Genomic DNA, 22,144 nt, shown 5'->3' with positions numbered 1-22,144 from the left:
TCCGACATGATCTCAGCGGCGGCGACGCCCGGAGCGTTCGCGTTTGGCCGGGCCCTTGTCGTCGGTGCCGTCCGAGGCGGAGGAGAAGCCGCCGAGTTTTTCGGCGATCTCTTCGAGCGTCGGGCGCGGCCCGCGCGGGCGGGTTTCCAGCGCGTGCTTCATGGCCTTGAGGTGCTCGGGCGTGGTGCCGCAGCAGCCGCCGATGATGCGGGCTCCGGCGTCGCGCGCCATCACAGCATATTCGGCCATCAGCTCGGGCGTGCCGTCGTAATGGATATGGCCATCGACATAGCGGGGGATGCCGGCGTTGCCCTTGGCGATGATCGGGCGGTCATGGCCCTGTGCGGAAAAGCCCAGAACGGTGCGCAGCAGATCGGAAGAACCGACGCCGCAGTTCGCGCCGTAAGCAATCGGCGGGGTCGGCAGCTTCTCGACCATGTTCGACAGTTCGGTCGAGGTGACACCCATCATGGTGCGGCCCGCCGTGTCGAAACTCATGGTGCCGATCCACGGCAGCTCCGCCTTGGCGGCACCTTCGGCGGCGGCCCTGTATTCGTCGGGCGAGGAAATGGTTTCGATCCAGGCGATGTCGGCGCCGCCCGCCTTGAGACCCTTGGCCTGCTCATAGAACATCTCGACGGCGCGCTCGTAGGAGAGCGGCCCCATCGGCTCCATGATCTCGCCGGTCGGGCCCATGGACCCCGCGACGATCACCGGGCGGCCCGCCGCATCGGCAACCTTGCGGCCGATCTCGGCGGCGGCTTTGTTCAGCTCGAACACACGGTCTTCTGCACCATGGAGTTTCAGGCGCGAGGCGGTGCCGCCGAAGGAGTTGGTGAGAAAGATGTCGGAGCCCGCATCGACGGCACCTTGGTAAAGCTTTTCGATGTTCTCCGGCTTGTCGACGTTCCAGAGTTCCGGCGCGTCGCCGGAGGACAGGCCCATGTTGAACAGCGTCGTGCCCGTCGCGCCATCGGCCATCAGCCAGTCGCGGGTCTCGAGAAGTTTGGTCAGGGCGTCGGTCATGAGGCCTCCGGAGTTTTGCGGCGCGAGGATGCGCGCGGGGTCAAAAGGAGTGCGCCCTGACGGGAGACCGCCGGGCGTTTGGGCTGATGTGCCACGTCTGACCCGATTTATCAAATTCAATCAGGTCATAAAGATCATGAGGCACGGCACACATTGGCGTTCGGGGCCTGACTCAGCGGTGGCGGCCGGGGAACAGGCGCGAGAGGCGCAGGGTGCTGTGGGTGGCGAAACGGGCGGCCTTCATCGGGTTGCCGGTGGGCTTCGGCGGCGGCGCGGTGACCCGGCGCAGCACATCCATGGCGGAGACCGCCAGCGCGATGCGGGAAGGCGCGACGAGATAGAGGGTTTCCCAATGCGGCGCGAAGGCGGCTTTGAAGCGGCGCAGACCGGCGGCGCCGGAGCGGGCGAGGAATTTCGCGCGCAGACGCCGGATGAGCGGATCGCTGTCCTCGCCCTGCCACGGCACGGCAGCCAGAGACAGGCGCGGCACGCCCTGCTCCCGGGCTCTCTCAATGGCGGCGGCGATCAGGAGTTGGATCGTGCCGTCGGGGGCGGCGGGGCCGAACCGCATGAGATCGAGGGTCATCTCGTTGCGGCTTTCGTGAAAGCTGACGAAGGCCACGAGGTTGCTGCCCTGCCAGGCGAGGAAGACGCGCTGGCACGAGATGTAATCGCGATCGTATGTGCCCATGGAAAAGCCGCGCTCACGACCGCGCAACTGGAGCCATTCGGCGGCGACGCGGTCCATATGGTCGAGCGGAAGATCGTGATGACTGGCCTCTGTGGTGCGGATGCCCTCCTCTTCGGCTTTGCGCAGAATGCGACGGAGCTGGCGGTATTTCGAGCCGTCGAGGGAGAATTCAGAGGGGCGCAGCCAGGCCTCTTCCGCGGTCGGCAGGACCCGCCAGCCGGCGGCGCGGGCGGAGGCGGCCATGCGCGCACCGCATTTGTAGATCGCGGGCATGCGGTAGCGACGGGCGGCGGCGCGGGCCAGCGCCTCGCGCGTGGCGGAGGGACAGGCGCGGGCGGCGAGCGGGTCGGAGAGCATGACGAGCGACTGACCGATGGGCGCGGCAAGGCCGAGGCCGGTGCCATCGCTGGCGGTCAGAAGCGAGAAGTCGCGGGTTCTGAGCAACCCGGCCTCGGCGCGGGGCGCGGCAAAGATCTGGACTTCGATCTGGGGAGACAGGAAGGGCTTGGGGTCGGTTTTGACCAGTTTCGGTTCTTGCGCGAGATTGCTTTTGCGCGGCCCGCGCAGGATGACGAGCGCGGAGATCGACGCCGGAATGACGTAATAGACCAGACGGAAGGCCACCACCGCGCCCAGAAGCGGCTCCAGCGGCACATCGGGCAGAAGCGAGGTGAGCGTCGCCTCGAACGGCCCGAGACCGCCGGGGGTGGAGGCGATGAGACCGGCGCCGAGCGAGAACAGATAGGCGGAAATCGTGTGCCCGAGCGGCAGGTGCAGATGTTCGGGCAGCAGCGCATAGAGCGCGAGACCGGCAAAGATCGTGTCGATGGCGGCCAGCCCGATCACGGTGGCCATGGTGCGCAGCGACGGCCAGGGGACGCGCACGAGCGGGCGGGGCGGGTAGATCGACAGGATCGCCATGGTGGCGGCCAACAGGATCGCGCCTGTGGCGAGGGTCTTGATCCAGGGCAGTTCCGGTTGGAAGAACATCAAGGCGGCGGCGGCGACCACGGCCCAGCCCGCAAGGAAGGAGAGCGCCACGGCGGCGGAGAGGCGCGCGGCCTGCCAGAGCGTCAGTTCGGGCAGCATGCGCCAGCGGATCAGCGTGCCGGTGAGCGCGCCGAAGCCGAGAAATTGCGCAAGCCCGATGGCGACGATGCCGCTTTTGCGCGCGGCGCGGTCGGAAATGCCGGTGCCGAGCTGGGCGTGCAGCACACGGTCATATTGGCCGACGGCCCAGAAACTGCCCAACGTGGCGAGGGCGGCCATGCCCCATTGCAGGGGGGCGATACCGGCGATAGTGGCGAGCACGGCGTGAATGTCGAGATGTGCGACCTTTTCCCACAGAAGCCAGCCGAAAAACAGCATGACGGCCAGCGGCAGGGCCTGTTTGCCGATGAGTTTGCGCAGGCCCGCAGGATCTGCGGGCTGCGCCTGAGGGGGCGGCGCGTCCGGGGCTTGCGGCAGGTCGAGGGTTTTCTCGATCTCGATCGGACTGTGTTGCATCGGACCCGTGCTCCTCTTCTGGGCCGTTTCGGAGCCGCAGGCGGATGTCCCCCGTGTGCGGTCCTTGCAGGCATAAGCGCGCTTTCCCAAGATTCGATTAAAGCGTCACGCCTTTACACTGAAGCATCAGAGAAAGGCGAGGGGCATGCCGCGCTCATATCTTGTCCTGCGGTCCGTCAAAAGCTGTGTCTCCGTTTCTTGGCGGCCGCTTGAACTATGACGAGGTCGGGCGAGGATCTCTGCACAGTTGCCAGTCCTCTGCCGGGGCCTTTGTCCTTGGGGGACGTTGGGCCGGAGCTGGAGGCGGGTGTCTTGAACATGTCGGAGATGTGCGGAGAAAAACAAGGGTCCGTATGGGGACACGGACCCTTGCGCCTGTCACTTTGAGGTGAGGCTTTGGTGATATTACTGGTGTCGCCGGGGCTTAGCTGGCGGTCAGTTCGGCTTTGGCTTCGGCCAGGAAGCCGGCATATTTCTCGCGCACGTCCATGGCGGTGGCACTGGCGCCGAGATCGGCGGTGACCTTAGCGATCACGTCCTCCGGGCCGGATTCTTTGAGATCGGCACGGATCACCTCTGCGGTGTAGCTGTCGATCTCGCTGGCGGATTTCCCGAGTTTCTCGGCCGCCCATTGCGCAAGTTTGCGATCAGCACGGGCCTCCAGGCGGAACTGAAGCTCGGTGTCATGTGCATATTTGCTCTCGAAGGCCGCTTCGCGTTCGTCGAAGGTGGTCATGGCAGGCTCCTCCTCTTTAACCTCTTGTTTAGGATTATGCCGTCGCGGGCGGGGCCGGACAAGGATGTAGATCAATATTCTGTTTAAACTTTGGGCGATCCGGGGCGCCCGTGACGCAGAACTCCTGTTGCAGAGGGTCGCGCCCACCTTGCCCCCGGCGTTGCCTTGCCCTAAAGAGCGCATTTGAAGTGGCCGGTCGTAATGATTCCCGGCCCCACCAGCTTTGGAGGCCCCATGGCGCGCCGCAAGAAAATCTACGAAGGCAAAGCGAAAACGCTCTACGAAGGTCCGGAACCGGGCACTCTGGTGCAGTATTTCAAGGATGACGCGACCGCGTTCAACGCGCAGAAACACGCGACCATCGAGGGCAAGGGCGTGTTGAACAACCGTCTCTCCGAGTTCTTCATGAACGGTCTGACCGCTCTGGGCATTCCGAACCACTTCATCAAACGCCTCAACATGCGCGAGCAGCTCATCCGCCAGTGCGAGATCGTGCCGCTCGAAGTGATCGTGCGCAACTATGCCGCGGGCTCGATGGCGAAGCGCCTCGGGCTTGAGGAAGGCATCCGCCTGCCGCGTCCGATCATCGAGTTCTCCTATAAGGACGACGCTCTGGGCGACCCGCTCGTGCCGGAAGAATATATCATCGCCTTCGGCTGGGCGAGCCAACAGGATCTCGACGACATCGTGGCGCTGGCGCTGCGTGTGAACGATTACCTGTCGGGCGTCATGTATGGCGTCGGCATCCGTCTGGTGGATTTCAAGATCGAGATCGGTCGGGTCTGGGATGGCGATTACATGCGCCTGATCGTGGCCGACGAGATTTCGCCGGACTCGTGCCGCCTGTGGGACATCGAGACCAACCAGAAGCTCGACAAGGACGTGTTCCGTCGCGATCTCGGCTCGCTGACCGATGCCTACACCGAAGTGGCGCGTCGTCTCGGCGTTCTGCCGACGAACGGTCCGATCGAAGACGCCGACACGCCCAAGATCATCAATTGAAAGCCACGAATAGTCCGGTGAATGGACCAGTGAGAGGAACGACTTCATGAAAGCCCGCGTCTTTGTCATGCTGAAAAACGGTGTTCTGGACCCGCAGGGTGCCGCCGTGCAACACGCGCTTGGTGCGCTTGGGTTCGAGGGCGTCAACGAGGTCCGTCAGGGCAAGGTGATCGAGCTGGATCTGGCCGAGGGCACGACGGAAGCGACCATCACCGAGATGTGCGAAAAGCTTTTGGCGAACACGGTGATCGAGAGCTACAAGATCGAATTGCTCTGATCGAAGTTCTCTGGGAGATCAGAGGATTGGAATGAGAAAGCCGCCCCGGGGATGATCCCCGTGGGCGGCTTTTTCGTATCTTTTTGAGTGTCGACCTGTAGATTGGTGCGGCGCACGGAGATTGAAGTCGCAGATGTTATTTTGAAATGTGAGTTGAACCATGAGCAAACAGAACGATCCCGCTAATAAATACCTGCCCAAACCCCGGCAATCGCAGGCAGAGAATGGCGAGGCGGAAGTCAAACATGGCCTGTTCACCGATATTGCCTATGTGACCGCCTGGGCGGTGGGGATTCTGGGGAGTCTGGCGGCGGTTGCTCTGATCGTTTCGGCGGCGCAAGGGGGATATGATGCAGAATACGAGATATTCATGGGGTTCGTGATGCTTGGAGGAAGCTGGGTATCCGCCTCTTGCCTCGGCGTTCTGGCGGAGATCAGTCGCAAGCTTTCGACGCGGGGCGCGTGAGGTCCTTGGCGCGCGTCGCCCGGTCTGGCAAAAGTGACAGTGAAAGCGCGGGGACATCTCTGGCGGCTTTCCTTTGTCTGTGTTGCAAAAAGGGTTAACGATGGTTTCCGGTGTCAGATTTTTCACCTCTCTGCGCATGCTTCTGAGTGCCGCGATGCTCCTGCCTGGGGCGCTGCGGGCCGAGACGGCGAAGCAATGGCAGGCGCATTGCGGGCCGGAGTATTGCACACTCACCCCACGGGCCTATCCGGTCCTGTCTCTGATGCGGGGCCATGAGAGTGGCGACTGGGTGCTGAGCTTTCGCGATTGGGCGATGGTGGACGAGGGCGCCATACTGATCGACGGGGTCGCCATGGGCTGGCAGCAAGACAGGGCAATGGCCTTCCCGACACCGCTGCTCGACGGAAATACCCTTGAGATCGCCTATGAGTCGGAGGGATTCAGCGAGGGCGTGTCTCTGGCCGGGATCAAGGCAGCGATGCTTTGGGCGGAGGAGCAGCAGGGGCGCATGGGCACGCGCAGGCTCATGCTGCATCAGCCCGACTGGGAGGCCTTGCAGGCTGAGGCGCGCAAGATCACCGAAGAGATGTGCGACGGGCCCTTGCCCGGAGTGCTGGACAATGAGGCGGGGCCGCAGGAGATCGAGGGCCATCCGGAGGTTCGTGTGCTGTCGCAGCTATGCTGGACGGCGGCCTATAATGTCGGTTCGCAGGTCTATCTGCTGGGGCCGGAGCTGGATGGTGTGGCGCCGGTGCGGTTGGCGGCGGTCGATCCGGAAGGTGCGGCGGAGCCGGAGTTGGCGCTTTGGGGGATCGAAGGCGACACGCGGGTGCTCGACAGTTTCTACAAGGGGCGCGGTCTGGGCGATTGCTTCACCCATGAGACCTGGCGGTTCGACGGGTTTGCCTACCGGCTGGAGCGGCGGATCGTCGATGACGCTTGCGACGAGAAGATCATTCCCATGATCACCTGGCCGGAATAGCGGCGTCGGACCCACCTTGGAGGTGGGGCCGTCCGTCGTGAGTTCCACGCCGCGATGCGGTTCAGCGCCAGCCGAGCGCAGGCGCGACCTCGTTCAGGATCGTCTCCAAAACATGCACGTTGTACTCGACGCCCAGCATGTTCGGGACGGTCAAAAGGAGCGTATCGGCTTCGGCAATCGCCTCGTCCTTCTTGAGCTGGTCGATGAGCCGGTCCGGCGTGTCGGCATAGCCGCGCCCGAAGATCGAGCGGGTCTGGTCGATCATGCCGATCTGGTCGCTGTCCTTGCCGCCCTGGCCGAAATACATCCGGTCCATATCGTTCACGAGCGCAAAGATCGAGCGGCTCACGGAGACACGCGGTTCGCGTGTGTGTCCGGCGGCTTTCCAGGCGGCGCGATAGGCGCGGATCTGCTTGGCCTGCTGCACATGGAAGGGCTCGCCGGTCTCGTCGTCCTTCAAGGTCGAACTTTGCAGGTTCATCCCCATCATGGCCGCCCATTCGGCGGTGGCGTTCGAGCCGGAGCCCCACCAGATGCGGTCGATCAACCCTTCGGAATGCGGTTCGAGACGCAACAATCCCGGCGGGTTCGGGAACATCGGGCGCGGGTTCGGCTGGGCAAAGCCCCGGCCTTTGAGCTGTTGCAGGAACACCTGGGCATGATGCCGCGCCATGTCTGAGCCATCTTCGCCCTCGGCGGGTTGATAGCCGAAATGCCGCCAGCCGTCGATCACCTGCTCGGGCGAACCACGGCTCAGGCCAAGCTGCAACCGCCCGCCCGCAATGAGGTCGGCGGCCCCTGCGTCCTCGGCCATATAAAGAGGGTTTTCATAGCGCATGTCGATCACGCCGGTGCCGATCTCGATCTTCGAGGTCTTCGCCCCGATGGCGGCCAGAAGCGGGAAGGGGGAGGCCAGTTGCCGGGCAAAGTGGTGCACGCGGAAATAGGCGCCGTCGAGGCCAAGTTCTTCGGCGGCGACCGCGAGGTCGATGGATTGCAGCAAAGCATCGGAGGCAGTTTGCACCGCCGATCCGCGCTCGGGGGCCCAATGGCCGAAGGAGAGGAAGCCGAGGTTTTTCATGACATATCCTTTCATCGCCGCCGGGAAGGGGCGGCGTGTTGCCCTCTACCTAGGAAGCCGGAGGGGCTTGGGGCAAGGGCGCGCTCTGTTTGCTCAGGCACAGGATCGGTGCGCGGGCGTTTTGCACAAGTTCTGGGTCGCTTGAGGGACGGTAGTTTTCTATCTGAAAAGATAGAAAAAAGGAGATGTTACCATGATCTTTCAAGGAATGCCGACGCTCACTGCCCATGCGCTCAGACTGGGCAAGCCGGATGCCAACGGTCAGGAGCCGGAGTTCGTTCTGAACCCCTATGATGCCGCCCCTTGTCGTCATTGCCTGCGCAACATTCCCAAGGGGCACGGCATGCTGATCTGCGCGCACCGGCCGTTCGAGACGCGCAATCCCTACGCCGAAACCGGGCCGATCTTTCTTTGTACCGCGCATTGTGCGCCCTACCGGGGGGAGGGGCTGCCGGAGGTTCTGACCAGCTCGCCCGAGTATCTGGTCAAGGGCTATGACATCGACGAGCGCATTGTCTACGGCACCGGGCGGATCGTGCCGCAGGCGGAGATCGAGCGCTATTGCGCGGAGCTTCTGGCCCGCGACGAGATCGCTTTCGCCGACATCCGTTCTGCGCGCAATACGTGCTGGCAGGTGCGGGTGATGCGATCGGATTGAGACACGGAAAACCCGGTTGGAGTGCTGATCTGACCGAGCAGGGCGGTGATTGTAGCGCGCGAGGCCAGCGTATGGATCGGTCTGCATCCGGGACAACTTGTGAAGGGCATTGATCCCGCTGCGGCGTTGCACATGTCGCCGCCTCGTCCCGGTCTTCAGGCGCAATCGGCAGGCGCGGGCCTGCCCCACGGGACACAACCCACTTGATCCGAACTCCGCCCCGGCGTATCAGGCGCGTAAACCGCCCTCACAGGAGTCCCGCCCGATGAAAGCCGCCGTTCTGCAATTCCCCGGGTCCAACTGCGACCGCGACATGTATATGGCGCTGAAGGCCGCTGGCGCCGATGTCACCATGGTCTGGCACAAGGACGCCGAACTGCCGGCGGGTGTCGACGTAGTCGGTGTGCCGGGCGGGTTTTCCTATGGCGACTATCTGCGCTGCGGCGCGATTGCGGCGAATTCGCCGGTGGTGGCCTCGCTCAAGAAACACGTCGAGCGCGGCGGCTATGCGTTCGGCATCTGCAACGGCTTTCAGGTTCTAACCGAAGCGCGGCTTCTGCCGGGGGCGCTTTTGCGCAATGCCGGGCTGAAATACATCTGCAAGACCGTGCCGCTGGCCGTCGAGACCACCGACAGCCCCTATACCTCTGCTTTCGCCCAAGGTCAGCACATCGGCATTCCGATTGCGCATCATGACGGCAATTTCACCGCCGACGAAGAGACGCTCGATATGCTCGAAGGCGAGGGCCGTGTGGCCTTCCGGTATCTCGACAACCCGAACGGCTCGAAACGCGACATCGCGGGCATTCTCTCGGAGAACCGCCGGGTGCTCGGCATGATGCCCCACCCGGAACGCGCCGCCGAGGCCGCCCATGGCAATCAGGACGGCAAGCTGTTTTTCACTTCGCTGACGGACGCACTGGTATCCGCCTGATCGGCTTTGGGCTGACCGGTTTCCGCCCAAACCCCTGTCGCACAGGCGGGAATTTGCTCAAATGGAGGCCCCTGCCTGTGCTGCGGGGACCATCGCCCTGCGGCGGCCCCTTGCGGCTCGCCTTCGGGCGCGGGTAATCTGGACGGCATGAGCGATCGCGACATCATCGGGGGAAAACCACGGGCCGAAGGGGGCGCCGGACGGCGGTCCGGGCGGGCCCGCACCATGGGCTGGGCCGGACGGCTGGCGCTTGTGGGGTTTGTCGCTGTGGCGATCGGAGTGATCTGGGTCAGCAATCTGTTGCTCACCGAGCGTTTCACGACACAGACGCGCAACCGCGCCGAGGTGCGTCAGGCGCTTTATGCCGGCAACCTGATGAGCGAGCTGCAACGCAATTCCATCGTGCCGATCCTGCTGTCGCGCGACCCGATCCTTGTGGGCGCGCTGACCTCGCGGGACTTTTCCCAGACCTCGCAACATCTGATCGCCTATGTCGACGAGATCGGGGCCGCGGGGATCACGCTTCTGGATGAAAGCGGACGGGTGGTGGCTGCCACGGATCGCTCGCTTCTGGGCGCCAACAACCGCCAGTCGCCCTCCTTCATCGACGCGCTGCGCTCCAACGATACGATTTTCAAAAGCACGGCGCTGGACAACAATGCCTACGAATTCAGCTATTCGCGCCGGATCGACGTCAATGGCGCGCTGGCCGGGGTGATCGTGGTCAAGGTCGATCTTGCCAAGTTCGAAAAGAGCTGGGCGGGGATTTCCGACGCCGTCATCGTGGTGAACTCCGAGGGCAATATCATCCTGTCGACGGAGCCGCGCTGGCGGTCGAAATCGGAGGGGGAAGCGCTCGCCACCCGCGATGCGCCGACCGCCATCGAGCGGGCGTTCCAGATCACCACCGATTGGTCGGCGGACCCGAACGAGACCTATCTCGGCGGTGAAGCGGTGATGCGTCTGGAAAGCCGTATTCCGTTTCGCGGCTGGCGGATGACGTCTTTTACCACCTATGCTTCGGTGCGCGAACGGGTGAACGGGGTTCTGGCACTCGAAATCATGGGCTTTGCCATCCTTCTGGCCGGGGCGTTCTATCTGACCTCGCGCCGCGCCGTGTCGCGTGCCGGGCTGTTTCAGCGTGAAAGCGCCGAACTGCGGCAGTTGAACGCCGCGCTGCAACGCGAGATCGCCGAACGCAAACGGGCGGAAAAAAGTCTTGAGGTCGCCGAGCAGACCTTGGCGCAAAGTTCAAAACTTGCGGTTCTGGGCGAGATGTCGGCGGCGGTCAGCCATGAGTTGAACCAACCTCTGGCGGCGATGAAAACCTATCTTGCGGGCGCGCGTCTGCTGATCAAGCGCAAACGGTCGGAGGAGGCTCTGGCGTCTTTCGGGCGGATCGACGATCTGATCGAACGCATGGGCGCGATCACAAAACAGTTGAAATCCTATGCCCGCAAAGGCTCCGATCAGTTGCATCCCATAGATCTGCGCGACTGCGTGTCCTCGGCGCTGTCGATGATGGAGCCGCAGTTCAAACAGGGCGCGGTGGAGATCATCCGCAGCCTGCCGCCGGAACCGGTGGTGGTCGATGGCGACCGGGTGCGGTTGGAGCAGGTGCTGGTGAACCTGTTGCGCAACGCCTTTGACGCCTCGAAGCATTCGGACGAGCCGCAGATCGAGATCCTCGTGACGGGTGGAGTGGCGGGCGGCACTCAAGCAAGCGTGACCGTGCGTGACAACGGCACCGGGATCGAGAACCTCGACACTTTGTTCGAGCCTTTCTACACCACCAAGGCTCCGGGCGACGGGGTGGGGCTCGGGCTTGCGATCTCCTCTGGGATCGTCACCGAACTGGGCGGGCGGCTGATGGCGCGCAACCGTCCGGGGGGCGGTGCGGCTTTTGAAATGGTGCTGCCTCTGTCGGAAGAGGCGAAACACGCGGCGGAATGATCCCGTCCAGACGTTTAAGGTCCGATGCGGGCCGGAAGAAGAAGGGAAGAGACCATGGCGACGGCAATGAAAATCGCGATTGTCGATGACGAACAGGACATGCGGCAGTCGATCAGCCAATGGCTGGCGCTCTCGGGGTTCGACACCGAAACCTTTGCGAGTGCCGAGGACGCGGTCAAATCGCTGGGCGCGGATTACCCGGGCGTGGTGATCACCGACATCAAGATGCCGGGGATGGACGGGATGCAGTTTCTCAAGAAGCTGATGAGTGTCGACAGCGGTCTTCCGGTGATCATGATCACCGGCCACGGCGATGTGCCGATGGCGGTGGAGGCGATGCGGATCGGTGCGTTCGATTTCCTTGAAAAACCGTTCAACCCGGACCGGATGACCGAACTGGCGAAGAAAGCCACCAATGCGCGCCGCCTGACGCTCGACAACCGGATGCTGCGCCGCGAGCTGTCGGACGGCACCGGCATCATGAACAAGCTGATCGGGGCGTCCCCGGTGATGGAGCGGCTCCGCGAGGATATTCTCGATCTGGGCCAAGCCGACGGGCATGTGTTGATCGACGGCGAGACCGGCACCGGCAAGACCTTGGTTGCGCACGCGCTGCATGCCGTGGGCACGCGGGCCTCGAAGAAATTCATCACCTTCGCCTGCGCGGGGCGCGATGAGGCGGACCTGACGAAACGGCTGTTCGGGCCGGACCCGGACGGGCAGATTCAGCCGCTGATCGAGGAGGCGCGCGGCGGCACGCTTGTGCTTGAGGACATCGAGGCTATGCCGATGGTGCTTCAGGCGCGGTTGCTCAAATGGATCGACGAACAGGGCACGCCGCCGGAGACGCGGGTGATCGCGATCTGCAATCTGCAAGAACAGGGCCGGACCTGTGAAAGCGCCATGCGGCCGGACCTCTATTACCGCCTCGCGGCGATGAAGATCACCACGCCGCCCTTGCGTCAACGGGGCGAGGATATTCTTTTGCTCTTCACCCAGCTCAGTCAGCAATTCGCCGAGGAATACGGCTGCGACGCGCCGGAAGTGTCGGCGCAGGAGGCGGCGCAATTGTTGCAAGCACCCTGGCCGGGCAATATCCGCCAGTTGATCAACGTCGCCGAACGTTCCGTGCTGCAAAGCCGTCGCGGCTCTGGCTCGATCACCTCGCTTCTTCTGGCCGAAAGCGACGCGCCGGAACAGCAGACCATGACCACCGAGGGCAAGCCCCTGAAGGAATATGTCGAGGCCTTCGAGCGGATGCTGATCGACAACACGATGCGCCGTCACAAAGGCTCGATCGTGGCGGTGATGGACGAACTGTGCCTGCCGCGCCGGACGCTCAACGAGAAGATGGCCAAATACGGCTTGCAGCGCTCGGATTATTTGTAACATGCCGAAGCGGGTGTGAAAGCGCCCGCTTTTTCATCTGAGAATTTGAAAAACGAATTTCAAGCGGGTTAGCGACGGGGCATTTTCCATTTGTCTGATTTATTTTTCGTGGGTCTTTTCGCTTTGTTCTGCCTTAGCAACTTGGCCGTCGTTGGTGTGGGGGGCTGGATGCTTTCGCGCAGGCGTTTCGATGCGGGTGGGATCATTTTAATCGCTTTCGTCGCGTTTTATACCGTGCCGCAAATCCACTCTTTTTTCCAGCTTCGTGCCTCCGAGCATGCGCTGTCGGACATGACGTTTCAAGAGGTGGAACATCTTGGCGTGCAAGGGCGACGTGTTCTTTGTCTGATGTCGCATGGTGATGATGGTCAGGGAAGAATTCCCTCTTTTTGTGAACGTATGTTTGAGGCCCATGCCCCCTCCGACATGATCGTTGTGAGCGATTTTGAGAGCAACCTAGCCATGACGCCGGGGACGCTCGATCTGAACGGGGTGCAGGTGGAGAGGCTGCGTACTGAGGCGCGGCAGTTGCCTGATGGGCGGGCTTATCAGGAGATCGTGTCCGATCCGGAGACCGGACAGGGTATGGGGAGGGAGTTCGAGGTGATCCTGCGGCTGTCGACATTGGCACCCGAGGAGAACGACAGGCTGCATCTGACATCCTCCCAAAAAATCGAGGCCTATGATCTGTCTGTGAAAGACCTGCCTGTCGCTCGTTTTGTCACAGGTGATGTGAAGGTTCATAAAGGTTGGTTCTGGTTCATCGGGGATGTCGAGAAAATCCCGCGCTCCGGGCAGATGTCTGCCAATGTCTGGGCGTTTCTCCTGTGATTTTGCAGTCTTGGAGGGGGCAGTGTCAAAGCCTCAAGAGTCAGAAAGGTCGTAAATGATAAATTTTAGCACTTGGGACGTGATTGTTGTTTTATTGATGGGCGTGCTGGTTTTTCTGGGGCCGGTTGCTCTTTTCCTATGGGGGATTAGGTTGATCCGGCGTGGTCAGAAGGGCATCGGTTATGCCTTTGTCGTTCTTCCGATTGGGTATTATCTCATCCCAAATGTTATTGCTGGCGTACAGTATCTGACGATGCGCTCCTACACTTTGTCGCAGTGGGCGGTGCCTGAGACGCCACTCACCGTGGAAGGGCGCAGTGTTCTTTGTATTTCTGAGAGTGAAGGCGTGCCATCGGTCTGTAAAAATCTCCTCGAATACCGTGCGCCCTCCGAGATGATCCATGTTCAGGTTTCCGATGACGTCGATGATACAGGCGACTTGGAAACCACGTATCAGAGGGTTGAACGTCTGACTGTTGAGACGAAAATGTTCTATGAACATGAGATTACGAATGTCGTTCAGACGCCGATAGAGCTGAAGGTAAAGCCGGAACAGTTCGACGTTGTGATCCGGGAATTTTGGCCGCACCGAAAAGCGGAGCGTAAAGAGCGCATGCCGCGAAATCTTCATGTCCGGTTTGTTCAAGTGTTCGATAAAACGCAAAAAGCGGGTCCCGTGGCACAGTTTGCAGACGGGCAGGCACAGTTGAACTATGGCATCGTATGGATGTTCGGAGACTATGTTTATTTTCCCGATGGCGATGAAATGAATCTGAGGCGCAATCGTTTCATCTGCGGGGATGATGCCAATCCATACTGCTCGGGATATTGAATGGAAAAAGGCGCCCGGTCATGGGCGCCTTTCTGCTTTAGGGGCGGGAAAGTCTTTAGATGTGGGCTTTGACCCAGGCCGCATAGGCTTCCATCCAGGATTTGAGGAAATCCTCGGTGCCTTCGGTGACGATTTTGCCCTCCTCGTCGAACAGGTTCCACAGGTTGCCGATATAGGCTTCGGGCTGTTGCATGGCGGGCATGTCGAGGAACACCAGCGGCTGACGCAGGTGGTGGTTGGCGCCGAACCCGCCGATGCCGGACGGGCTTGCGGTCACGATGCCCGCCGGTTTGCCGCCCCAGACGCTGGCGCCATAGGGGCGCGAGCCGACGTCGAGGGCGTTCTTGATCGCGGCGGGCAGGGAGCGGTTGTATTCCGGCGTTACGAAAAGCACGCCGTCGGCGGCTTTGATCTCGTTGCGGAACCGGGTCCAGCTTGCGGGCGGGGTGTCGGTGTCCAGATCCTCGTTGAAGAACGGCAGATCGCCGATCTCAACGAAATCGAATTCCATGCTTTCGGGGGCGAGTTTGGTGAGGGCTTTGGCGAGTTTCAGGGTCTGGGAGTCCTTGCGGAGCGAGCCGACCAGAAGAGCGATACGGGTCATGATATGTCCTTTCGGGTGGCGCATCTGGATATGCGCGTTTTTGCTTATTTCATAAATCAAAATATTACTTTTGATCGAAAATGAACAGAACGACTTGTGTGCGACGTGGCACCCTGTCTCTGTTTTGCTGCACAGGACGGGATATGAGAGGCCGGGGACGGGGCGGGGAGCTGCGGCGAGGGACGCAGACGGTGCGCCGGGGATGCGCAAGGGAGTGTTAACCATTATGCCGTTAATTTGAGGCGAATCCGCCGGATAGGGCCGCCAAAGGTGCGAAAATGGCGTTTCGATGAATTTGCGTGTTGTCTAAAGGCACAGGCATCACTACTGATATAGAAACGCAGGTCCGTCGGGCGCTTGGCCGTCCCGGAAACCGCGTGAGACAGATTCGCTGCATGCGTGTGTTGGAACTCAGGGCCATTCCCGAGGCTTCCCCGCAGAGCAGACCGATACCGCCGGGCGGCATGACAAAACCTCCGGCACGAACCGCCCGAAGCCTTATCCATAGGTCAGAGGGATTTGAACGGGCGCCGAGGGGCAGATGCCTCGCTAAGCGCCGGAGAAGAACCGCGATGCAACGCGCAGAGGCAAGATCAGAGCACAGAGCGGGCGCCAGCGCCCCCGCCGTCTTGCCCGCACTGCTCGCCCCAAAATATCACCCGGATCAACGCGTCACCTTCGGATACGGAGGTGCGCCCGTTTCGGGTGCCGGAAGACAAATTCAATGGCAAAGAAAATGCTCATCGACGCCACCCACGCGGAGGAAACCCGCGTTGTGGTGGTCGACGGAAACAAGGTCGAGGAATTCGACTTTGAATCGGAAAACAAACGCCAGCTCGCTGGCAACATCTATCTCGCAAAGGTAACCCGCGTCGAACCGTCCCTGCAGGCGGCGTTCGTGGATTACGGCGGAAACCGTCATGGGTTCCTCGCCTTCTCCGAGATTCATCCGGATTATTACCAGATCCCGCTGGCCGACCGTGAAGCCCTGCTGGCAGAGGAAATGGAATATGCCAAGGCTCAGGAAGAGGAAGAGGAAAAGCCCAAGCGGTCCCGCCGCTCGCGGTCGCGTTCGCGTTCCAAAACCCGTGCCGAAGAGGTCAAATCTGCGGATGCGGTCGAGACCCGTGAGGTCACGCTCGACGAGGCGGAACAGGGCGACGAACAGGATGGCGCCTCTGTCGCCGGGATGGATGTGATCGAACCGGAGGCCTCCGAGGCCGATGCGATGATCGCGGACGACGCGAATGCGGATGAGAATGGCTCTGTCGAAGAGGGCACGTCGCCTGCGTTCACCGTGCAGGATACGCCGGTCGAAGAGCCGGACGAAGTTGCGGGCGAGGCTGAGTCGGACACCGTCGCGGAAGAGTCTGTTTCCGAAGAGGAAACGTCTGAAGACGAGACCTCCGAGGGTGACGATGAAGAGGCTGATGAGGGCGATGACGAGGACGAGGCGGACGCCGCCGAGGCCGACGACGGCATCGAAAGCGTCGCCGACGATGACACCACCGAGGAAATCCGCCCGCGTCGCAAACCGCGTCCGCGCAAGTACAAGATCCAGGAAGTCATCAAAGTGCGCCAGATCATGCTGGTGCAGGTCGTCAAGGAAGAGCGCGGCAACAAGGGCGCCGCTCTCACCACCTACCTGTCGCTGGCCGGTCGCTATTGTGTGCTGATGCCGAACACCGCGCGTGGTGGTGGCATCTCCCGCAAGATCACCAATGCCGCAGACCGCAAGAAACTCAAAGAGATCGCAGGCGAACTTGAAGTGCCGCAGGGCGCCGGTCTGATCATCCGCACGGCGGGCGCACAGCGCACCAAGACGGAGATCAAACGCGACTACGACTATCTCAAGCGGATGTGGGAACAGATCCGCGAGCTGACGCTGAAATCGGTGGCGCCCGCGAAGATCTACGAAGAGGGCGACCTGATCAAACGGTCGATCCGCGATCTCTACTCGAAAGACATCGACGAGGTGATCGTCGAGGGCGATGGCGGCTATCGCGAGGCCAAGGACTTCATGAAAATGATCATGCCGTCCCACGCCAAGAACGTGAAACCCTATGCCGAGAGCCTGCCGCTGTTTGCGCGTTATCAGGTGGAAAGCTACCTCGCCGGGATGTTCAACCCGGTGGTGCAGCTCAAATCCGGCGGTTACATCGTGATCGACGTGACCGAGGCGCTGGTCGCCGTCGACGTCAACTCGGGCCGGGCCACGAAAGAGGGCTCGATCGAGGAAACCGCGCTCAAGACCAACCTTGAGGCCGCCGAAGAGGTGGCGCGTCAGGCGCGTCTGCGCGACCTGGCCGGTCTGATCGTCATCGACTTCATCGACATGGAAGAGCGCCGTAACAACACGGCGGTCGAGAAGCGTCTGAAAGACAAACTGAAAACCGACCGTGCGCGCATTCAGGTGGGCCGTATCTCGGGCTTTGGCCTGTTGGAGATGTCGCGTCAACGTCTGCGTCCCGGCATGCTCGAGGCGACGACACAGCCGTGCCCGCATTGTCACGGCACCGGGCTGATCCGCTCCGACGACAACATGGCGCTCACGATCCTGCGTCAGCTCGAGGAAGAGGGCACGCGCAAACGCTCCCGTGAGGTGCTGCTCAAGGCGCCGGTCGCCATCGTCAACTACCTGATGAACATGAAGCGCGAAAAGATCGCACAGATCGAGACGCGCTATGGCATGGCAGTGCGGATCGAGGCCGATCCGTTCCTGATCTCGCCGGACTTCTCCATGGAGCGGTTCAAGACGGCAACCCGCGTGGTGCCCGAAGTGGTCGCTCCCGTGATTTCCGCCTCTGCCGATCTGATGGCGGATTACGACGAGGAGATCGAGGACGAGGATCTGACGGAAGACGAGGCAGAAGCCACGGAAGCCGTGTCCGAAGAGGTTTCGGAAGAGACCAATGGCGACGACCAGAAGCCGAAGAAACGCCGCCGCCGTCGTCGTCGTCGCAAGAAAACCGATACGGTGGACGGGCAGGACGAGGCTCAGGACAACGGGGCCGAGGATGCCTCCGACGAGGAGGACAGCGCCGAGGGTGAGGCCCCCGGGACGGTGAGCGAAGAAGTCGCGCCGGTCGAGGCCGAGGAGAAACCGAAGCCGCGTCGCAAACGTCGTACCAAGGCGGAGATCGAGGCCGAGAAGGCCGCGAAAGCTGCCGAAGGAGAGGCATCGGCGGAGACGGGTGAGGCTGCGGATGCCGTTGCCGAGGAGAAACCGAAGCCGCGTCGCAAACGTCGTACCAAGGCGGAGATCGAGGCCGAGAAGGCCGCGAAAGCCGCCGCCGAGGCTGAGGCTGCGGCAGAAGCACCGGTCGAGCCGCAGGCGGAAGCGCCCGTCGAGGCCGCGTCTGAGACGGAGGCACCGGTTTCTGAGCCTGTCGCGGAAGCCAAGCCGGTCAGCGAAGCGCCTGCCGAGCCTGTGGCTGAGGCGGTGAGAGCTGAGCCTGTCGTGGAGGCGGTCGTGGCCGCGCCGGTGATCGAAGTGGTTGCCGAGGACGCGACGCCCGAGCCGGAGCTTGCGGAGGTGGGCGAACCGGAGGCCGCGGAGGACGATGACAAACCGAAGCGCCGCGGCTGGTGGAGCCGCTGAGCACCGCTCAGAGAGTTAAGGCAGAGAGTTAAGAAAGCGGCCGGGTCAGTCCCGGCCGTTTTTCGTTTGGCCGTCTCTTTGGGGCCCTGTGCCGCTCTGAAACATCCCCCAACGGGAATGTGAGGTGCCGCGACACAGGAGGCGCTAGGCGGGGCGGCGGTTTTCTGGCATGAGGCTCACATGTTCGGAATTGATCTTTTTGACGCAACGCTCCTGCCTTCGATGCTCGTGGCCCTCGCCGCGGGCATGGTGTCGTTTCTGAGCCCCTGCGTTCTGCCCATCGTGCCGCCCTATCTCGCCTATATGTCCGGGATTTCCATGAATGAGCTCACGGGCGGCGGCAAAGGCTCGCGCAAGGCGATCCTGCCCGCGCTGATGTTCGTTCTGGGCCTCTCGACCGTGTTCCTGTTCATGGGCTTCACAGCCTCGGCGTTTGGGATGTTTTTCCTGAAAAATCAGGTGCTTTTCTCGCGTATCTCCGGTGTTGTGATCATCATTCTGGGCCTGCATTTCCTCTCGGTGTTCCGCATTTCCATCCTTGACCGCGAGGCACGGCTGGATGCGGGCGACAAGGGCGGCACGGCATTCGGGGCCTATATCCTCGGGCTTGCCTTTGCTTTCGGCTGGACGCCCTGCATCGGGCCGCAACTGGGGGCGATCCTCTCTATGGCGGCGTCTGAAGGCTCCGTGTCGCGTGGCACGACGTTGTTGGCGACCTATGCCGTGGGGCTCGGTCTGCCGTTCCTTCTGTCGGCGATTTTCATCACCCGCGCTGTCGGTGTGATGAACCGTCTCAAGCGCCACATGGGGCTGATCGAGAAGATCATGGGGGGGCTTTTGTTGCTCGTGGGTTTGATGATGGTCACGGGCGCTTTCTCGCGCCTGTCCTATTGGCTTTTGGAAACCTTCCCGGCGCTCAGCCAATTGGGTTAATAGGGCTTAATTTCGCCCAAAACCCGCGCTAGGTTATCGGAAACATTGAAGGTTTTCGGTATGAGCGAGCAGGGCAAAGAGGTGACGCGGCGCCGGGTGTTCTACATCCCGGGCTACGATCCGATTCCGCCGCGCCGTTACCGCGAGCTTTACCGCAAAGAAGGTGCGGCGCAGGCCGAGATGTCCGGCTATACGCTCGGCCTCGCTCCGAAAAAAGGTCGCAATTTCGGCTGGTCCGTGGCGGGTGAAATCGAGGGCGCGCAGACCCGCAGCGACATCGACGTGCTGGTCTGGTCCGACATCGTGCAGCAGAGCATGGCGGCGGGGATTTTCCGCACCTATCTGATACTTGCGCGCACCGCATGGACCTATGTTTCCACCGGCGCTCTGTTTCGGCTGATGAAGCTCCGGCGCGGGCCGATGATTGCGGCGCTTTACCCGATCGGCGTGCTTCTGGCGCAGCTTCTGATCGCGGTCTTGCTGCTCGCTCTGATCACTTGGAGCGGACGCCTCCTCGGGGCTGCATGGATCGGGTTGGTTCCGGGCCTCCTCGCGGCCTTTCTGCTCTTGCGCTGGTTCAAAGCGAAAGATGACAGGATTTTCGCCTATTACCTGATGCATGACTACGGGTTTTCGGCCCGTTGGCGCGGGGCCGATCCGCCCGCTCTGCGTGCGCGGATGGACGAATTCCGCGCCGAGATTGCGGAGGCTTTGCGAGAGGATTGGGACGAGGTTCTGGTGGTCGGTCACAGTTCTGGTGCGCATCTCGGCATTCAGATTCTGGCCGATCTGATCCGCGCGGGCGAGGTGCCGGAGCGTGGGCCGGTGCTGTCCTTCCTCAGCCTCGGTCATGTCGTCCCGATGGTCTCCTTCCTGCCGGAAGCCAAGGTGTTGCGCCGCGATCTGGCCTATCTGTCGACCCGTGATGAGCTGTTCTGGCTCGATGTGACGGCACCGGGCGATCCGTGCTCTTTCGCGCTTTGCGATCCGATCAAGGTGTCGGGCGTCGCGCCCGCAGATCAGAAATGGCCCCTCGTGATCTCGGCGGCTTTCACCCAGACGCTCAGCCCGGAGAAACAGGCCAGACTGAAACGCCGCTTCTTCCGCCTGCATTTTCAGTATCTTTGCGCTTTCGACCGCCCCGGAGAGTATGACTATTTCAAAATCACAGCGGGCGGCGAGACATTGGCAGCGCGCTTTGCCGGGGCCGTGCCAAGCCCCTCGCGGATCGACACACCGGCCAATCGGTTCACGGAAATGGCAGAGGAGGGAAAACTGTGATCCCGCCGAAACCAACGCCGCGCCCCGAGAAAACCAGCCTGCGCAATTACGTCAAACTTTTCCGCAAAGACATCCTGTCGGCGCAACCGGCCAAGCTTTATCGCGCCTGGATGGCCGAATATAAAACGCCGTTTTTCCGCAGTTTTCTGGTCAATCAGCCCTCGCTCGTAAAACGCGTGCTCAATGAAGAGCCGATGGAGTTTCCGAAATCCGGTCGCGTGGCGGAGGGGCTTCGGCCGCTTCTGGGCAATTCGGTCTTCCTCACCAATGGCGAGACATGGTTGAAACAACGCCGCATCATCGACCCGGCTTTTGAGGGCGGGCGGCTCAAGGACACGTTTCCGGCGATGCTCGGGGCCGGGCAGGCGATGGTGGCGAGGCTCAAAACTCAGCAAAACGCCTTCGACATCGAACCCTTCGCCTCGGAGGGCGCGGCGGATGTGATTTTCCGCACGTTGTTTTCGATCCCGATCACCCATGAGGCGGCGGCGAAGGTGTTCGACGAGTTCCAAGGCTATCAACGCGCGCAGCCCATTCTCAACATCGCCGCTTTCATCCCACTGCCGAAATGGCTGCCCCGGTTTCATCGCAAGAAAACCCGCGAGGGGGCGAAAGCGATCCGCAAGCTGATCACCGATCTGACGCGCGCACGCATGTCGGAGATCGCGGCGGGTACCGCCCCGGACGATCTGGCGACCAAGATCATGACCACAGCGGACCCGGTCACCGGGGATCGGTTCGACACCGAGGAGATGGTCGATCAGGTGGCGATCTTCTTCCTCGCGGGGCATGAAACCTCGGCCACGGCGCTTGGCTGGGCGCTTTGGCTTTTGGCCGCAAACCCGGACATTCAGGCCCGCGCGGCCGAGGAGGCGCTGAGCCTGCCGGGCACGCCGACCTTCTCCGATCTGTCGAAACTCCGCTTCATCAAGGATGTGTTCCGTGAGACCCTGCGGCTCTATCCGCCGGTGCCGATGATGGTGCGCGAGGCGAAATGCCCGGTGCGGTTTCGCGAACGCGACGTGCCGAAGGGCGCGCAGATTGTGCTCTCGCCCTGGCATCTCGGGCGGCATGAAATTTTCTGGGAACGGCCCGACGCCTTTGACCCGGACCGGTTCAAAACCGAGAATGGCAAGGCCTGCCTGCGCGACGCCTTCATCCCGTTTTCCTCTGGGCCGCGTGTTTGCACCGGGGCCGGGTTCGCCATGGTTGAGGGGCCGTTGTTCCTCGCGCTGATCCTGCGCGCTTTCCGGCTTGAGACTGTCCCCGATAAAACCCCGGTGCCCGTCGCCCATCTCACTGTGCGCGCGCGAGATGGAATCTGGCTCCGTCTTGCGCCGCGCTGATGCGGCCTTCCGATG

The 22,144-nt window shown here is 62.0% G+C and carries 19 protein-coding genes; 14 read left to right on the top strand and 5 right to left on the bottom strand.

Features of this window, described 5'->3' with window-relative positions; translation table 11 throughout:
* Positions 1-12 precede the first annotated feature (12 nt).
* The 3 genes from bmt to CEW89_RS06140 form a co-directional block, all read right to left on the bottom strand.
* Entirely contained in the window at positions 13-1,026 is a 1,014-nt protein-coding gene (bmt, locus tag CEW89_RS06150) for a betaine--homocysteine S-methyltransferase (RefSeq protein WP_096805297.1), read from the bottom strand.
* Positions 1,027-1,198: 172 nt separating this feature from the next.
* Positions 1,199-3,223, bottom strand: coding sequence for a phosphatidylglycerol lysyltransferase domain-containing protein (locus CEW89_RS06145; RefSeq protein WP_096805296.1), 2,025 nt, complete (start codon positions 3,221-3,223; stop codon positions 1,199-1,201).
* 424 nt (positions 3,224-3,647) lie between these two features.
* A complete protein-coding gene (locus CEW89_RS06140) occupies positions 3,648-3,959 on the bottom strand; it encodes a DUF1476 domain-containing protein (protein ID WP_096805295.1) in 312 nt (103 codons plus the stop codon).
* A gap of 234 nt (positions 3,960-4,193) precedes the next feature.
* On the opposite strand from CEW89_RS06140, the gene purC reads away from it, so the two are divergent.
* The 4 genes from purC to CEW89_RS06120 all read left to right on the top strand — a co-directional run bounded on the left by purC (position 4,194) and on the right by CEW89_RS06120 (position 6,686).
* Positions 4,194-4,961, top strand: coding sequence for a phosphoribosylaminoimidazolesuccinocarboxamide synthase (gene purC / locus CEW89_RS06135; protein ID WP_066710611.1), 768 nt, complete (start codon positions 4,194-4,196; stop codon positions 4,959-4,961).
* A 46-nt stretch (positions 4,962-5,007) separates the two neighbouring features.
* Positions 5,008-5,238, top strand: coding sequence for a phosphoribosylformylglycinamidine synthase subunit PurS (gene purS / locus CEW89_RS06130; protein ID WP_066710610.1), 231 nt, complete (start codon positions 5,008-5,010; stop codon positions 5,236-5,238).
* A gap of 160 nt (positions 5,239-5,398) precedes the next feature.
* Complete coding sequence (locus CEW89_RS06125) at positions 5,399-5,704, top strand: hypothetical protein (RefSeq protein WP_096805294.1); 306 nt, start codon at positions 5,399-5,401, stop codon at positions 5,702-5,704.
* A 100-nt stretch (positions 5,705-5,804) separates the two neighbouring features.
* Entirely contained in the window at positions 5,805-6,686 is an 882-nt protein-coding gene (locus tag CEW89_RS06120) for a DUF1176 domain-containing protein (protein ID WP_096805293.1), read from the top strand.
* 61 nt (positions 6,687-6,747) lie between these two features.
* Here CEW89_RS06120 and CEW89_RS06115 read toward each other — a convergent pair whose 3' ends face one another.
* Positions 6,748-7,767, bottom strand: a complete 1,020-nt coding sequence (locus CEW89_RS06115; protein WP_096805292.1) for an LLM class flavin-dependent oxidoreductase — start codon at positions 7,765-7,767, stop codon at positions 6,748-6,750.
* A gap of 193 nt (positions 7,768-7,960) precedes the next feature.
* Here CEW89_RS06115 and CEW89_RS06110 point away from each other — a divergent pair, with 193 nt between their 5' ends.
* From CEW89_RS06110 to CEW89_RS06085, 6 genes are all read left to right on the top strand, one after another.
* Positions 7,961-8,425 (top strand): DUF1203 domain-containing protein, encoded by a 465-nt coding sequence (locus CEW89_RS06110; RefSeq protein WP_096805291.1) that lies wholly within the window; start codon positions 7,961-7,963, stop codon positions 8,423-8,425.
* Between the two features lie 265 nt (positions 8,426-8,690).
* Positions 8,691-9,359, top strand: a complete 669-nt coding sequence (purQ, locus tag CEW89_RS06105) for a phosphoribosylformylglycinamidine synthase subunit PurQ (protein WP_066710601.1) — start codon at positions 8,691-8,693, stop codon at positions 9,357-9,359.
* 147 nt (positions 9,360-9,506) lie between these two features.
* Positions 9,507-11,312: a sensor histidine kinase gene (locus CEW89_RS06100; protein ID WP_425321022.1), complete on the top strand. Its 1,806-nt coding sequence runs from the start codon at positions 9,507-9,509 to the stop codon at positions 11,310-11,312.
* A gap of 54 nt (positions 11,313-11,366) precedes the next feature.
* Positions 11,367-12,701, top strand: coding sequence for a sigma-54-dependent transcriptional regulator (locus tag CEW89_RS06095; protein ID WP_096805290.1), 1,335 nt, complete (start codon positions 11,367-11,369; stop codon positions 12,699-12,701).
* Between the two features lie 168 nt (positions 12,702-12,869).
* The gene (locus CEW89_RS06090) at positions 12,870-13,532 is read left to right on the top strand and encodes a phage tail assembly protein (RefSeq protein WP_096805289.1); all 663 of its coding nucleotides are present in this window, start codon (positions 12,870-12,872) and stop codon (positions 13,530-13,532) included.
* Positions 13,533-13,587: 55 nt separating this feature from the next.
* A complete protein-coding gene (locus tag CEW89_RS06085; RefSeq protein WP_096805288.1) occupies positions 13,588-14,364 on the top strand; it encodes a hypothetical protein in 777 nt (258 codons plus the stop codon).
* A gap of 55 nt (positions 14,365-14,419) precedes the next feature.
* On the opposite strand, the gene CEW89_RS06080 is transcribed toward CEW89_RS06085, so the two are convergent.
* Positions 14,420-14,968, bottom strand: a complete 549-nt coding sequence (locus CEW89_RS06080) for an NADPH-dependent FMN reductase (protein WP_096805287.1) — start codon at positions 14,966-14,968, stop codon at positions 14,420-14,422.
* Positions 14,969-15,692: 724 nt separating this feature from the next.
* Between CEW89_RS06080 and CEW89_RS06075 the strand changes: the two genes are divergently transcribed.
* From CEW89_RS06075 to CEW89_RS06060, 4 genes are all read left to right on the top strand, one after another.
* The gene (locus CEW89_RS06075) at positions 15,693-18,569 is read left to right on the top strand and encodes an Rne/Rng family ribonuclease (RefSeq protein WP_096805286.1); all 2,877 of its coding nucleotides are present in this window, start codon (positions 15,693-15,695) and stop codon (positions 18,567-18,569) included.
* 180 nt (positions 18,570-18,749) lie between these two features.
* The gene (locus CEW89_RS06070; RefSeq protein WP_096805285.1) at positions 18,750-19,502 is read left to right on the top strand and encodes a cytochrome c biogenesis CcdA family protein; all 753 of its coding nucleotides are present in this window, start codon (positions 18,750-18,752) and stop codon (positions 19,500-19,502) included.
* Between the two features lie 60 nt (positions 19,503-19,562).
* Positions 19,563-20,783, top strand: a complete 1,221-nt coding sequence (locus CEW89_RS06065; RefSeq protein ID WP_096805284.1) for a hypothetical protein — start codon at positions 19,563-19,565, stop codon at positions 20,781-20,783.
* Positions 20,780-22,129 (top strand): cytochrome P450, encoded by a 1,350-nt coding sequence (locus CEW89_RS06060; protein ID WP_096805283.1) that lies wholly within the window; start codon positions 20,780-20,782, stop codon positions 22,127-22,129. Before CEW89_RS06065 ends, CEW89_RS06060 begins: the two co-directional genes overlap by 4 nt.
* Positions 22,130-22,144: the final 15 nt, after the last annotated feature.

It is taken from the genome of Celeribacter ethanolicus, assembly GCF_002407265.1.
Lineage (GTDB): Bacteria > Pseudomonadota > Alphaproteobacteria > Rhodobacterales > Rhodobacteraceae > Celeribacter > Celeribacter ethanolicus.
This window is presented reverse-complemented; position numbering and strand designations above follow the sequence as displayed.

Bases quoted from the DNA above. Each gene is read 5' to 3' on its own strand.
- bmt (WP_096805297.1), bottom strand. From the start codon at position 1,026: ATGACCGACGCCCTGACCAAACTTCTCGAGACCCGCGACTGGCTGATG.
- CEW89_RS06145 (WP_096805296.1), bottom strand. From the start codon at position 3,223: ATGCAACACAGTCCGATCGAGATCGAGAAAACCCTCGACCTGCCGCAA.
- CEW89_RS06140 (WP_096805295.1), bottom strand. From the start codon at position 3,959: ATGACCACCTTCGACGAACGCGAAGCGGCCTTCGAGAGCAAATATGCA.
- purC (WP_066710611.1), top strand. From the start codon at position 4,194: ATGGCGCGCCGCAAGAAAATCTACGAAGGCAAAGCGAAAACGCTCTAC.
- purS (WP_066710610.1), top strand. From the start codon at position 5,008: ATGAAAGCCCGCGTCTTTGTCATGCTGAAAAACGGTGTTCTGGACCCG.
- CEW89_RS06125 (WP_096805294.1), top strand. From the start codon at position 5,399: ATGAGCAAACAGAACGATCCCGCTAATAAATACCTGCCCAAACCCCGG.
- CEW89_RS06120 (WP_096805293.1), top strand. From the start codon at position 5,805: ATGGTTTCCGGTGTCAGATTTTTCACCTCTCTGCGCATGCTTCTGAGT.
- CEW89_RS06115 (WP_096805292.1), bottom strand. From the start codon at position 7,767: ATGAAAAACCTCGGCTTCCTCTCCTTCGGCCATTGGGCCCCCGAGCGC.
- CEW89_RS06110 (WP_096805291.1), top strand. From the start codon at position 7,961: ATGATCTTTCAAGGAATGCCGACGCTCACTGCCCATGCGCTCAGACTG.
- purQ (WP_066710601.1), top strand. From the start codon at position 8,691: ATGAAAGCCGCCGTTCTGCAATTCCCCGGGTCCAACTGCGACCGCGAC.
- CEW89_RS06100 (WP_425321022.1), top strand. From the start codon at position 9,507: ATGAGCGATCGCGACATCATCGGGGGAAAACCACGGGCCGAAGGGGGC.
- CEW89_RS06095 (WP_096805290.1), top strand. From the start codon at position 11,367: ATGGCGACGGCAATGAAAATCGCGATTGTCGATGACGAACAGGACATG.
- CEW89_RS06090 (WP_096805289.1), top strand. From the start codon at position 12,870: ATGCTTTCGCGCAGGCGTTTCGATGCGGGTGGGATCATTTTAATCGCT.
- CEW89_RS06085 (WP_096805288.1), top strand. From the start codon at position 13,588: ATGATAAATTTTAGCACTTGGGACGTGATTGTTGTTTTATTGATGGGC.
- CEW89_RS06080 (WP_096805287.1), bottom strand. From the start codon at position 14,968: ATGACCCGTATCGCTCTTCTGGTCGGCTCGCTCCGCAAGGACTCCCAG.
- CEW89_RS06075 (WP_096805286.1), top strand. From the start codon at position 15,693: ATGGCAAAGAAAATGCTCATCGACGCCACCCACGCGGAGGAAACCCGC.
- CEW89_RS06070 (WP_096805285.1), top strand. From the start codon at position 18,750: ATGTTCGGAATTGATCTTTTTGACGCAACGCTCCTGCCTTCGATGCTC.
- CEW89_RS06065 (WP_096805284.1), top strand. From the start codon at position 19,563: ATGAGCGAGCAGGGCAAAGAGGTGACGCGGCGCCGGGTGTTCTACATC.